Origin of the sequence: Flavobacterium sp. Leaf82 (assembly GCF_001422725.1) — a bacterium.
Lineage (GTDB): Bacteria > Bacteroidota > Bacteroidia > Flavobacteriales > Flavobacteriaceae > Flavobacterium.
Genome location: NZ_LMMA01000008.1, coordinates 63,591 through 76,781, shown reverse-complemented (window position 1 = coordinate 76,781; position 13,191 = coordinate 63,591). Strand labels below are relative to the sequence as shown.

The following is a 13,191-nucleotide window of genomic DNA, read 5'->3' as shown; positions in this document are numbered from 1 at the left end:
TAAATCCGTTTTAATCCGCGTCTTTGTTTAGCGAATCAGTAAAATCCGCGTCTAATTTTATATAACAATAATCAACGCACAAATACTACCATTGCAACAAAACACGTTGAGCAGAAAATCCCGGACCAAAACTTAACATTAATCCTCTTTCTCCGGATTCTGGATTTCCATCCATAATACGTTCCAGAACATATAATACCGTTGCACTCGACATATTGCCATATTGTTTTAAAACCTCTTTAGTATGATCGATATTTTTACCTAATCCGGAGAACAGAGATTCAACTGTTGTGACTATTTTTTTTCCGCCGGGATGAAATATCATATGATCTATATCTTTAATTTCAAGGTTGTTTTTTTTCAGAAACGGATGAATAATATCGCCAAAATGTGACGCAATAGTATCCGGAACTTCAATATCCAAAACCATTTGCAAACCACTATTCGTTAATTTAAAACCCATCATATGTTCCGCATCATAAAAGTGATACATTTCTTCATCCAGAATTTCAGGTCCACGATCTTCTTCATAAGAGGATAAAAGCGCACAAGCAGCTCCATCACCAAAAATGGCGGCACTCACAATATTAGGCATCGAAAAATCATCAAGCTGAAATGTTGCCGTAGGAGATTCTACCGCTATAACCGCGGCACGTTTTCCGGGATTTGCTTTCAGGAAATTTTTAGCATATATAATACCGGATATTCCTGCAGCACAACCCATTTCGGTCACAGGAAGCCGAACGATATCCTGTCTTAACTTCATTTTATTGATAAGATAAGCATCTAACGACGGAATCATAATTCCGGTACAGCTTACCGTAATAATATAGTCAAGCGTTTGAGGATCCCAACCTGATTTTTTGAGTGCTTTTTCTAATACCTGCTCGCCCAAAATGATCATTTCCCGACTGTAAATATCATTTTTATCTTCAAAAGAGGTTGCCGTAAAAACTTCTTCCGGATCCATAATTGAGTAACGTTTGTCGACAGCAGCGCCTTCAAAAATCTTTTTTACTTTTTTTATAAAGCGTTCTTCCTGTCCGTGCAGCCATCCGTCCAGAAACGGAAGTATATCTGCAGTTGCACGCGAATATTGGGGTAGTTGCTTGGCAACAGTTATAATTTTTACACTCATGTTTTAGCAATTATCCATTGGTAACGAAAAGCCCATTTCCAGTTTATGGTATAGTTTTTTAAATTTAGTTTTTTAGAGAAATCCTCCAGTTCTTTTTTCTTAAATCCTCTTAGTATAGACACAAGCCCATCTTCGCGTGACATTCTGTTTAAATTAAAAACAACACAAATTAAGGCAAAGAGACGATAGGCTAATTTACTGCGATGCAAATCGTTAATGACAATCCCAATTCCGGCATTGTTATTAAAGGTAGTAATTATATTTAATATTTGCTCATTAGAAAAATGGTGCAAAGTCAGCGTACACAAAACGATATCATATTTTATAAAGTCGAAATTATCACTAAAAATATCTACACACAGATACTCAATATTAGGATATTCAGCAGATAATGATTTGGCATAATTAATCGTAAAAGCATTTGCATCGATACCAATAAGCTTAAAATCAAGATTATTTTTTCTGCCATAATCAGCCATCATTCGTAGCATATCGCCATTTCCGCATCCTATATCAGCAATAGTGATTGTTTTAGAAGTATCAGATTTTTTTAATAATTTTTTTATGCCGTGAAGCGTGAGTTTGTTGCCTCCTAATAATTGATTAATGTGAGCAATTTTGTCAAGAGCATCTTGTAATTCTTTTCCCTGCAGAAAAAAATCATCCATAATCTCCGTTTCCTGTGTTCTGTATTTCGTGTTTATGCTCATGAATTTATTAGTATGGGTTTACCATGGGTTTGTTTAATTATTGCAGGAAGCAGTTTTGGCAATGCTACCGTAATAGCTATCAAGGTATTTGTGATGGTTTTGTTTCTTAAAACTCTTGCCAAAAGCCGTCCCATATACAAGCGTTTGCCAAAATGTTTTTTCCAGTTTTGAGCGTATTTTTTTTCTAATACTTCCCTTGATATGATCTTTCCATTATAATAATCCAATACCAATTCTGATGCTATTTTAGCGCTGTGTATCGCCATCGCCATTCCGTTGCCACACAAAGGATGAATAAGTCCGGCCGTGTCGCCAATCATTAAAATATGATTTTCTACAGGTTGCTTTTTATCAAAAGAGATCTGACTTATTGTGATTGGTTTATCAAAAAGGAGAGAACTGTTTTCAAAAACAGTTTTAAGATGCTTGTTTTTATACAGCACATTTTGCTGATAATCTTCGATATTTTTATATTGCTTAAAAGTGGCGTAATCTGCCAGGTAACAAATATTTATAATATCATTTTCGACTTTAGAAACACCACAATAACCGCCATCAAAATTATGCAGCGCAACAACATCATCATTAAAATTGCCTTTGTAATGTGCTTTGACTGCTAACCAGGGGGATTTTTTAGTAAAGAAATCACGCGATAAAACCTGATCAATATTAGATCGTTTGCCATAAGCACCAAGAACTATTTTTGCCGATAAAATTTGGTTTGAAGTTGTAATACTAAACAAATCATTATCAAAAGAAACAGCATTAACCATTTCATTGATAATTGTACAGCCATTTGCTATTGCTTTTTGGTATAAAAAATTATCGAGTTCATATCTGCTGACACCAAAACCTCCCAACGGAAGATTAGCCGATGCCAGTTTCCCGTTGCGTGTCGAAAATTCGAATTTGCAGATAGTCGTAGGATTTAATTTTGAAATATCGGCATCAAGCCAATTCAGATACGAAAGGATTTCATTAGATACATATTCGCCGCATACTTTATGTCTGGGATAACTTGATTTTTCGATAAGCGTTACCTTTAATCCCTTCTGGGACAAGTGCAAAGCTCCGGCTAATCCGGCAAGTCCACCACCAATAATAAGTACATCCGGATTTGTTTTCATACCACAGCAATTTATTTATTAAATGTAAGAAGTAGTTATAATATTAAGAGCGTTTATTCTAAAATTTTCATGTAGGAATAAAATATTATGTTCGGTTTTTAGCAAATTTATTTTCTTTCAATCAGTCAAAATTATTCCGAAAATCTGGTTAAGATCATTTTGCATATTATGTAGAATAATTCTCTTTTTATTGCTGTAATCACAATATTATAGAATAACTTTTATTCTTTCTAAAGATAATTATATCTTTGCACCAGATTTTGGTCTGTTATTTTTTAAATTTTAAAAGTAACAGTTAAAAGGGAATCAGGTGCAAATCCTGAACAGACCCGCTACTGTAAGTTCTATATAAGTCTTTAAACGTTACTAATGCCATTGTTTGCTGCGGCGAATGAGAAGGTTGTTTTAAAGATGGAACAAGTCAGGAGACCTGCCACAATCACATAGTTTGAGACTTTCGTGGAATAAAGTTGAACAACAAGAATTGACCTGTTATTATATAACGGGATTCTCTCTTTTTGCTTTTTAAGTACATCCACGAAATTTATTTAATTAAATCAGTGATGTATAATACAAGAAAATTACTCTTATTTATTTTTATATTTTTTATCCCTTTTGTGATTCATTCGCAAGTATCGAATGATAGTTTGAGGGTTTTAAAAGAAGTTATCCTTAAAGGAAAACCCTATCAGGAAGTGATTCCGGTACAAAGCCTTTCCGGAAAACTACTTGAAAATTTAGCCAGCCATAATGTTGCTGACGCCCTGAGGTATTTTGCCGGAACCCAAATTAAGGATTATGGTGGACTTGGCGGTCTTAAAACCGTTGATGTTCGTAATATGGGTACGCATCATGTGGGTGTTTTTTATGATGGTGTACAACTGGGCAATGCACAAAACGGAGTTACGGATTTGGGGAAATATTCCTTAGATGATATGGAATCCCTGACGATGTATAACGGACAAAAAAGTGAAATTTTTCAGTCGGCTAAAGATTTTTCGGCAGCATCAACGATTTACTTAAGAACGAGAAGACCAGTTTTTGTTGGCGATAAAAAAACGAATTTATTGGTTACGTTTAAAACCATGTCGATAAATTATTTTGATCCGTCGTTTCGATTAGAACAAAAACTGAGCGATAAAGTCAGCCTGAGTGTAAGCTCAGAATATATCAAGTCTAACGGTCAATATAAATTTAGATATAAAAGAAAAAATCTCGATGGTACCGTTGCTTATGATACTACCGCAACCAGAATGAACAGCGATATTGAAGCGCTAAGATTTGAATCCGGTCTTTACGGAAAAATGAATAATGGTTCGTGGGATGCAAAAGTATATTACTACGACTCAGAAAGAGGAGCGCCCGGAGCAATTGTAGAAAATAAATTTTCTGACGGTTTCAGGCAATACGACAAGAACTTTTTTGCACAGGGAACTTTAATAAAAGATTTTACGAAACGATATAAGTTTCAGGCAAAAGCAAAATATGCGTATGATTATACCCATTATGTAGCCAGAGATACAACCAATATATTAGGAGAAATTGTTACCGAAGGCGCACAATCTGATGATAGTTATTTCCAGCAGGAATATTATGTTTCAGCCGTTAATATGTACAGTATATTACCCACTTGGGATATTTCGCTGTCTACAGATTTTCAATACAACAGATTAAATGCAACCCGAAGAGGAATCCAAACCCAATTCTCATTTCCGGAGCGATATACTGCCTTATTTTCTTTGGCAAGTTCTTATAGATCGGGTGCCTTTAAAGCTTTGGGAAGTGTTGTAGGAACTCACGTTCAGGAAGAAGTGCGATACAATGCCAAAGCGCCGGATAAAACCGAATTTACTCCTGCATTATTTTTAGGATATACCCCTTTTAAAGCATATGATTTTAATGTAAGAGCGTTTGCAAAACGTATTTTTAGAATGCCAACTTTTAATGATTTATACTATACAATGGTTGGTTCAAGTACTTTAAGACCAGAATATATGAACCAGTACGATGTAGGTTTTACTTATAATATTCTGACAGAAAAAAACTTCTTTGATAAAATATCCTTTCAGGTCGATGGGTATTATACCAATACAAAAGATAAAATTGTAGCGGCGCCAACAGGAAATTTGTTTCGATGGATGATGACCAATATTGGGCAGGTAAAAGGAAAAGGAATAGAAACCGTGCTTAATATGGGAATGCATATTGACAACGTAAACCTGACAACGAATCTTACTTATACCTACTCTGAAAGTAGGGATTATACCAAATTTGCCGGTCTCGAATTATCCTCTTACGGAGACCAGATTCCGTATACGCCATGGCATAGCGGATCCGGAATTCTTAATGCCGATTACAAAACCTGGAATTTTAACTACAGTTTTGTTTATGTAGGCAAACGATATAATGGTAATGTCAATAATATAAAAGTCAACGAAGTACAGCCTTGGTACACACATGACGTAGCGATACAAAAATCGTTTGCCTTTGAGCATTATAAAATGAAAGGCGCGATTGAACTTAACAACGCACTCAATCAGCAATACGAAGTCATTTACAATTATCCAATGCCAGGTCGTACGCTAAAATTTATAATCAGTATTGAGCTATGAAAAAGAGAACCACAAAATTATTCCTGAGCTTATTTATAGCGATCGCTTTTGTTTCCTGCAGGGAAGAAGAAACCATTTTTCCATCTTCAGACATAAGCGTTGCTGCACCAAGAGGAGATGGCAATATAGAAGGTTTTTATTTGCTAAACGAAGGCAATATGGGTATGAACCGCGCGAGTATCGACGTGTTTAATTACAGAACAGGAAATTACACGACAGATATTTATTCGGAACGGAATCCTGAAGTGGTAAAAGAATTAGGAGATGTAGGCAACGATATAAAAATATACGGCAACAAGGTTTATGCCGTAATTAATTGTTCTAATAAAGTCGAAATAATTGATAAATGGTCTGCAAAACGAATCAAAAAAATAGACATTCCCAATTGTCGTTACGTAGCTTTTTATAAAAACAAAGCCTATATAAGTTCTTATTCTGGTCCTGTAGCGATTAATCCTAATGCAGAGATTGGTTTTGTGGCAGAGATTGATACCACATCATTAGAAATAAAACGAAAAGTAACCGTTGGATATCAGCCCGAGCAAATGGTCGTACACGATGGAAAACTCTTTGTAGCAAATTCCGGTGGATACAGAGTTCCTAATTACGACAGAACCGTATCTGTAATTGATCTTGAAACTTTTACCGAAACAAAAAAAATCGATGTTGGTATAAATCTTTCGAGTATGCAAATCGACAGTCGAGGCGATATTTATGTGAGTTCAAGAGGCGATTACTATACAGTACCTTCTAATCTTTTTGTGATTGATTCTAAAACACAAGAGAAAAAACTACAGCTCGATATTCCCGTTTCCGGAATGTGCCTCGTAGACGATTTACTCTATTTCTACAGTGTATCGTGGAGTTACCTCACAAATAGTAATAAAGTAACCTACGGAATACTTGATACAAAAACCAAGAAAATAATCAGCGATAAAGTCATTACAGACGGTACAGACAAGCAAATCATGATTCCGTACGGACTTCAGGTAAATCCGGAAACAAAAGAAATATATATCACAGATGCCCAGAATTATGTTGTAACAGGCTATATCTATTGCTTTACGCCCGAAGGTAAATTAAAATGGAAAACCACTGCAGGAAATATTCCTGCCCATATTGCTTTTATAACTAAAAAATAAAAGAACAAAAATAAATTTATGAATATGAAAATACACTCTTTCAAAATTTTAAAATTCTCCTTACTATCCATTTTTCTACTGCAATTTATTGCCTGCGGAACAGATAAGGAAGAAGATTTGTTAATTGAACCGCCTGTAGAAATACTAAAAGAATCTTATACAATCGACCGATTCAAGGTGCTGAATATTGTCCCGAATCTGGGCACAAATTCTCAGGTAACCTGGAGCGTTAATGATTCTGTTATTTCGCAAAATGCACAATTGGATTTTATTAGTCCGTATCAAAAAAATTATCCACTGACTCTAAAAGTAGAAATTAATGGCGTGGTAAAAACTTATACTACAGTTATTAATGTTACTAAAGAAGCAGGAACTTACAGTAAATACATAGCAAATGTTCTGGATTTTCGTCCGGCAATTGGGCAGTTTACAAACGAAATTCCGCAGTATGTAGCCGGAAACACAGAAGCCAATCTTATCAGTGCAGCAAAAAAAGCCCTCGTTGGTTCAAATACCAGTATGGTTTCCTTAGGCGGTTTTGGCGGATATGTTGTATTGGGTTTTGATCACACAATCCCTAATATGAATGGACGTGATTTTAAGGTTTTAGGAAATGCATTTTGGGGAAGCGAAGCCAATGAAGCCCGTTCAGGATCTTGTGAAGCCGGAATTATTGTAGTGGCTTACGACAAAAATAAAAACGGAAAGCCCGACGATGACGAATGGTATGAAATTGCAGGAAGTGAATATTTTAAAAGTACAACCCTAAAAAATTACAGTATAACTTATATAAAACCAGATCCCAATAAAGAAGCCGTTACAGGCGAGGAATTCTGGCAAATGGACAAAGAATATGTAAAGTGGCAGGATAATCTGGGTAATACAGGATATAAATCAAAAAATGCGTTTCACGAACAAAGTTATTATCCGCTCTGGATTGCGGAAGCATCTTATACTTTGAAAGGAACTAGAATTCAGGACAATTTTTATGATCAGAGCGGCACAGGAAATTATTGGGTAGGTAAATCCTTCGATTTTGGTTACGCAGATAATGCCCCTAATAATGACGAAGCTTCGAACATTGATATTTCGTGGGCTGTGGATAAAAACGGAAATTATGTAAAACTTCCCGGAATAGATTTCATTAAAATTTATACAGCAATCAATCAGGAAGCCGGTTGGCTGGGAGAAGTTTCTACAGAAGTAGCAGGAGCTTATGACTTACATCTTAAATAATTAATAAATTTTTAAATTAAATATAACATGAAGAAAAATTACTTTTTATTAGTAATGTTGTTTTTTGCCTTTATTGGCAATGCGCAGGTAACAATACAGGGAATACCGCGACCAGATCTTAAACAAAATACAACGGCAAAAAGCACTAAAAAGGCTGTTGCAAATACAACCACTTTTGCTGATATTCAATATTGGGTAGGTACAGGTTCTAATCAGGCTGCGTTTGTAATACAATGGAATGACGGTAAAAATTCTGATGCCTTAGTTTGGGGATTTAGATGGGATGGTACCGCAACGGGTGAAGATATGATGAAAGCAATTTTAAAAGCAGATCACCGCTTTTTCTCTTTGCTTTATCAGGGAACGCAATTTGGGACTGCGCTAGGAGGATTAGGCTACGACCTAAATGGCGCAAACAGTAACGGACTTTATAAAGATGGAAATGTAACGTACCCTTATTATCCGGTAAATGGTATTATAAATACTACCGTTTATGATTTTGATAATTATACCGCTATAGATGCAAGTGACCACTGGCAATCAGGATGGTATAATGGTTATTGGTCGTATAATGTGAAAGATCCTGCTGATGCTAATTTTGATTATTCAAATGTTGGAGTAAGTAGCCGTGTTTTAGAAAATGGTTCGTGGGATGCTTGGAATTATGCTCCGCAAATGAATAGACCTGATATTGCAGAAACATTTACTCCGGTTACGCCATATGTTATGGCAACAGATTTTACCAACGGATTTTTTATGGTAAACGAAGAATGGTTTGGTCATACAAACGGATCTGTGAATTTTATAAATAATGATGGCAGTGTTAATTACAGAGTATATAGTACTGCAAATAGCAGTCAGGCTTTTGGTGCAACGACACAAAACGGAACAATTTACGGAGATAAATTTTACTTTATCTCAAAACAAGCTGCAGATGGAGGAGACAGTATGTATACGCCGGGCGGAAGATTAGTTGTTGCCAATGCGCAAAACATGCAAAAAATTGCAGGATTTGATAATATTGGCGGAGGTGACGGACGCTCTTTTGTAGGTGTCAACGAAAATACGGGTTATATTGGTGCTTCAAACGGAATCTTTACTTTTGATATTGCCAATATGCAAATAGGAACCCTGATACCGGGAACTGGTGGCGGGAGCCAATATTCCGGACAAGTTGGTAACATGATTCGTACGTCTCAATATGTATTTGCTGTAAAACAAAATGCAGGAGTTTTGATAATCGATCCAGCTACAAATACTGTAATTAAAACTATTACAGGAGCATTTCACTCTGTTGTTCAGGCAAAAGACGGAAGTGTTTGGGCAATTCAGGATCAAAAATTAGTCAATATTGATGCGACTACTTTTGCAACAACAACATACACAATTCCTACAACTAAATATATTGGAGCTTGGGGAGCATGGAATGCAGGAAGCTTTACCTATAGCACGCAGCAAAACGCTTTATACTGGATTAACTCGATTAACAGTTTTAGTTCAGGATCTCAAATTGTGAGATTTGATGTTGCGGCAAAAACATTCAACGAGACTTTTGCAGCAGTTCCGGGACAAACAGGTACGTACAAGCAAATTCCTTACGGAGCCGCATTACGTGTCGATCCTGTATCTGGCAACTTAATTCTAAATACGACAGAAAGCGGATACGGAGCACATTACCAAAAAAACTGGATTCATACCTATAATACTTCAGGAACACTTATAAATACTAAGGTTTTAGATGATTATTACTGGTTTCCGGCAGTAGCAGTTTTCCCTGATAACGCTACGCCTGTTGTAAGCGCGGCATTGCCTTCGCAGGTTTCAGTAAATACACCAACTGTAATCGACTTAAAAAATGTGGTATCTGACACAGATAATTTATCGGTTGCGATTGTAAAAACGGTAAAATCAAATAGTGATACAGAAATCGTTTCGGCAGTAATAAATACTAATGATGAATTAATTCTTACGCCAAAAACGGCAGGAAATGCTACAGTAGTAATTCGTTTTAATTCTAATGGTAAAATAACAGAAAAAGCTGTAACCGTAAACGTAACAACTAATTTGGGAACAGGAGAATTTAAGAAATTAAACCTGGCAATTTATCCAAATCCGGTTTCAGAAATTCTGAATATTCAAACAGAAGATGAGGTATTGAATGTAACGGTTTATGATCTTACAGGAAAAGCTATCAATGCATCGGTTTCTAACAATCAAATAAACGTAAGTAATTTTATAAAAGGAATGTACATTATTAATATCGTTACTGATAAAGCGAATTACGTACAGAAATTCATTAAAAATTAATCAAGATATATTTCTAATAATATTCTTTGAATAATAAAAAGAAACCCCTTTGCTTATTTGGTAGAGGGGTTTTTATATTACTATAATATCTTTAAATCCGGCTACGTATTTAATTCTGAAAGATCAATTCCGGATAAGTTTAAAGTGTACAAGAAAGCTTTTACATTATTTTTTGCTTTTTGATTTTCTCCCGTAAAAAATATTTTAGTCCTGTTATGATTCATCACCATTGGCTCTAACGGATTAAATACTTTTACAACATGAGAGTTAGGCAATAAAGAGGCTAAAACAGAACAAGAGGATTGATCTGATGCCGTACATGAAATCGTGTTTACATTAAAAATAGGATTGTTAGTATGTAAAATTATTTTCCCCGTCATATCCGGTAAACCATTTAAGGAAACTTCAAGATTCTCGCGAGGCACAAATAATATTATGATTTCGGCTGTTGCAGCTTCGCAGGTTTGCACCAGTTTTACATTGGTTCCCATATTTTGTACCAAATCCTTGATCGTACTAATACCACGCGGATTACTTATTAATACTTCATGTCCGGATTGTGCAGATCTGTTGGCTAACTCTAAGGTTATATTTCCAACTCCTATAATTCCTATTTTCATGATAACTCCCCAATTTTTATTCTTATAACATAAACTATGAATAAGAAATGTTAATAACTATACATGGTCTCAAAGCTTAAATCGTGTACTAAGAATTAAGAAAAAAACTACTTTCTTAATTTGTTTGAAGTTAAAAATATATAATGACTCTTTATTACGTATAAATACCTGTTTTTGTAATTAAAGCCAGCAAACAGGTCAATGGCTGTATAAAGGAAGTAAATGGATGTAATTTACGGGCGAAATGATATAATTTGACAGTTTTTTAACTTAAAACAGCATGAAACTTATCAAATCTTTAAAATAAAATAAAACTGACAATTGCCTTTGTAATGTGTTGATAAGTAGTGAATTATATTACATATTTTAACAGTGTATGAAACTGATTAATTTTTATATTTGAGAATAATTCCTATAAATTAATTTAAAATATATTCAAAATGGAAAAAGCTATAAAACTAAAAGTCCGCAAGGAATTAGACGGTCAACAACAGTTGAATATCATTAAATTAAAGGGCACTTTAATTTCAAAAGGATACACAGAAATCATACATATTCTGGATCAGGATGATGAATATCATATCAACTCTTTTGAAACTGCCCTTGAAACTAAAAATGAAGTTCACGAATTTATAACTGAGTTCATCAATAGGGAAAACCTAACGGATACGATTTCGTTTTTTAGATAACTGCCTTGATTCAATTTGTTTATCTAGATATAGCGTAACTTTTCTTCTTCAATATCCAGATAATGCATTTGTCGCCTAATGATAGATTCGTCCAGAGTTTGATCAGCCCTGTTTTTATTAATCAACCATTGCCTTTGCTGGTTTAATAAATCAATATAAATATGTTTTAGATCTTTACTTATAGATTCATTATCGATCTCGTTGCTCAGCTGTTCCCATTTTAGGATTAATTGCTGTAGTGAAATATTATTTTCGACATGATCGTTATAATTTGTCTTGAGATATTCTAAAGCATATTCTGCTAATTCTTTTCGTAACGAATTATAAGCTTCATCTTTTGATACGCCATCATCGTAAACATCATTAAGTTTAATTTTTCGGATAAAATAAGGAAGCGTTAATCCCTGAATTACCAACGTTAAAAGAATAACAATAAAAGTGATAAACAAAATCAGGTTTCGTTGCGGGAAACCGTTACCATTATTAAGATAAACAGGTATTGATAAAGCGGCTGCCAATGAAACAACACCTCTCATTCCGGTCCAGCCCAATATAAAAGGAGTTTTTAAACCCGGATTTCTTCTGTCAGCAACCGTTATAAAATTACGGGCAATCAAGGTAACAACTACGGCGCCATAAGTAGATAATATCCTGCTGACGACTAAAACACCCGTAATAAGAACACCATAACCAATTGCTGTAGAAACACTAACGGCTTCAATTGCAAGCCCTTTTGTAATTTGTGGTAGATCTAAACCAATAAGCATAAAGACAAAACCATTTAATATAAAGCAAAAACTCTCCCAAACATTTATACCCTGCAAACGAGATTTACTGCTCAGGAAACGGTGTCTGTTATTCGATAAAAGCAATCCGCCACATACAACCGCCAATACTCCTGAACTGTGAACTTCTTCAGCAGCGAGGTAAATAATATAAGGAGTCAGCAATGATAAAACGATATCGACATTAGCATCTGTAGGCAAATATTTATGGGCTTTCATAAAAAGCCAGCCTATTAATAAACCAATTGCCACACCGCCAATAATCATCCAGCTAAAACTGGCAGCCGCTTTATAAAATATAAACTGCTCTGTTGCCACGGCAATCATTGCAAATCTAAAAATGATTAACGAAGATGCATCGTTCAGTAAACTTTCGCCTTCTAATATAGACGAGATAGTTTTGGGTACTTTAACAAATTTTAAAATTGCACCGGCACTTACTGCATCAGGAGGAGACACAATACCGCCTAAAACAAAACCTAATGCCAATGAAAAACCGGGAATAAAATAATTGGCGACCAATGCGACAGATAATGCCGAAACAAAAACAACGATAAAAGCAAAACTAGTAATGATTCTGCGCCAGCGCCACATTTCTTTCCAGGAAACTGTCCATGCGGCTTCATACAATAACGGAGGCAGAAATATAAAAAAGATTAGTTCCGGTTCTATATTTATGATAGGTACTCCGGGAATAAAACTAATTGCCAGTCCGGCCAATACGAGTAATATAGGATAAGCAACTTTTATTTTATTGGCCAACATAATCAGCAATAAAATAACAATTAATATACCCAGGTAAAAAGGAAAGTTATCAAGCATTCT

At 35.1% G+C, this 13,191-nt stretch carries 10 protein-coding genes and 1 riboswitch; of the genes, 5 read left to right on the top strand and 5 right to left on the bottom strand.

All coding sequences use genetic code 11. The annotated features are described in order from the left end of the window. Positions 1-85: 85 nt before the first annotated feature. The 3 genes from ASF10_RS07780 to ASF10_RS07770 are packed head-to-tail and all read right to left on the bottom strand — an operon-like array spanning position 86 to position 2,975. Complete coding sequence (locus ASF10_RS07780; RefSeq protein ID WP_056247384.1) at positions 86-1,138, bottom strand: type III polyketide synthase; 1,053 nt, start codon at positions 1,136-1,138, stop codon at positions 86-88. Further along, positions 1,135-1,848: a methyltransferase domain-containing protein gene (locus ASF10_RS07775; RefSeq protein WP_056247381.1), complete on the bottom strand. Its 714-nt coding sequence runs from the start codon at positions 1,846-1,848 to the stop codon at positions 1,135-1,137. Before ASF10_RS07775 ends, ASF10_RS07780 begins: the two co-directional genes overlap by 4 nt. Beyond that, positions 1,845-2,975, bottom strand: a complete 1,131-nt coding sequence (locus ASF10_RS07770) for an NAD(P)/FAD-dependent oxidoreductase (protein WP_056247378.1) — start codon at positions 2,973-2,975, stop codon at positions 1,845-1,847. The genes ASF10_RS07775 and ASF10_RS07770 overlap by 4 nt, the downstream gene beginning before the upstream one ends. A 244-nt stretch (positions 2,976-3,219) precedes the next feature. Further along, positions 3,220-3,428, top strand: a riboswitch (cobalamin riboswitch). A gap of 110 nt (positions 3,429-3,538) precedes the next feature. On the opposite strand from ASF10_RS07770, the gene ASF10_RS07765 reads away from it, so the two are divergent. Genes ASF10_RS07765 through ASF10_RS07750 form a run of 4 tightly spaced genes read left to right on the top strand, consistent with a single transcriptional unit; the run spans position 3,539 to position 10,272 of the window. Then, positions 3,539-5,587 (top strand): TonB-dependent receptor, encoded by a 2,049-nt coding sequence (locus ASF10_RS07765; RefSeq protein WP_056247377.1) that lies wholly within the window; start codon positions 3,539-3,541, stop codon positions 5,585-5,587. Beyond that, a complete protein-coding gene (locus ASF10_RS07760; protein ID WP_056247375.1) occupies positions 5,584-6,729 on the top strand; it encodes a DUF5074 domain-containing protein in 1,146 nt (381 codons plus the stop codon). Before ASF10_RS07765 ends, ASF10_RS07760 begins: the two co-directional genes overlap by 4 nt. Positions 6,730-6,753: 24 nt before the next feature. Continuing rightward, the gene (locus ASF10_RS07755; RefSeq protein ID WP_056247421.1) at positions 6,754-7,965 is read left to right on the top strand and encodes a hypothetical protein; all 1,212 of its coding nucleotides are present in this window, start codon (positions 6,754-6,756) and stop codon (positions 7,963-7,965) included. Between the two features lie 27 nt (positions 7,966-7,992). Further along, positions 7,993-10,272 (top strand): DUF5074 domain-containing protein, encoded by a 2,280-nt coding sequence (locus ASF10_RS07750; protein ID WP_056247372.1) that lies wholly within the window; start codon positions 7,993-7,995, stop codon positions 10,270-10,272. A gap of 101 nt (positions 10,273-10,373) precedes the next feature. Here ASF10_RS07750 and ASF10_RS07745 read toward each other — a convergent pair whose 3' ends face one another. Then, on the bottom strand, positions 10,374-10,892 hold the full coding sequence (locus ASF10_RS07745; RefSeq protein WP_056247370.1) for an NADPH-dependent F420 reductase: 519 nt from the start codon (positions 10,890-10,892) through the stop codon (positions 10,374-10,376). 440 nt (positions 10,893-11,332) lie between these two features. Between ASF10_RS07745 and ASF10_RS07740 the strand changes: the two genes are divergently transcribed. Then, positions 11,333-11,581, top strand: a complete 249-nt coding sequence (locus tag ASF10_RS07740) for a hypothetical protein (protein ID WP_056247369.1) — start codon at positions 11,333-11,335, stop codon at positions 11,579-11,581. 23 nt (positions 11,582-11,604) lie between these two features. Here ASF10_RS07740 and ASF10_RS07735 read toward each other — a convergent pair whose 3' ends face one another. After that, the gene (locus ASF10_RS07735; protein WP_056247367.1) at positions 11,605-13,188 is read right to left on the bottom strand and encodes a Na+/H+ antiporter; all 1,584 of its coding nucleotides are present in this window, start codon (positions 13,186-13,188) and stop codon (positions 11,605-11,607) included. Positions 13,189-13,191 lie beyond the last annotated feature (3 nt).

What these genes read in the sequence shown, in the direction of transcription:
- ASF10_RS07770 (WP_056247378.1), bottom strand. Translation starts at nt 2,975, where the DNA reads ATGAAAACAAATCCGGATGTACTTATTATTGGTGGTGGACTTGCCGGA.
- ASF10_RS07745 (WP_056247370.1), bottom strand. Translation starts at nt 10,892, where the DNA reads ATGAAAATAGGAATTATAGGAGTTGGAAATATAACCTTAGAGTTAGCC.
- ASF10_RS07780 (WP_056247384.1), bottom strand. Translation starts at nt 1,138, where the DNA reads ATGAGTGTAAAAATTATAACTGTTGCCAAGCAACTACCCCAATATTCG.
- ASF10_RS07760 (WP_056247375.1), top strand. Translation starts at nt 5,584, where the DNA reads ATGAAAAAGAGAACCACAAAATTATTCCTGAGCTTATTTATAGCGATC.
- ASF10_RS07775 (WP_056247381.1), bottom strand. Translation starts at nt 1,848, where the DNA reads ATGAGCATAAACACGAAATACAGAACACAGGAAACGGAGATTATGGAT.
- ASF10_RS07740 (WP_056247369.1), top strand. Translation starts at nt 11,333, where the DNA reads ATGGAAAAAGCTATAAAACTAAAAGTCCGCAAGGAATTAGACGGTCAA.
- ASF10_RS07750 (WP_056247372.1), top strand. Translation starts at nt 7,993, where the DNA reads ATGAAGAAAAATTACTTTTTATTAGTAATGTTGTTTTTTGCCTTTATT.
- ASF10_RS07765 (WP_056247377.1), top strand. Translation starts at nt 3,539, where the DNA reads ATGTATAATACAAGAAAATTACTCTTATTTATTTTTATATTTTTTATC.
- ASF10_RS07735 (WP_056247367.1), bottom strand. Translation starts at nt 13,188, where the DNA reads ATGCTTGATAACTTTCCTTTTTACCTGGGTATATTAATTGTTATTTTA.
- ASF10_RS07755 (WP_056247421.1), top strand. Translation starts at nt 6,754, where the DNA reads ATGAAAATACACTCTTTCAAAATTTTAAAATTCTCCTTACTATCCATT.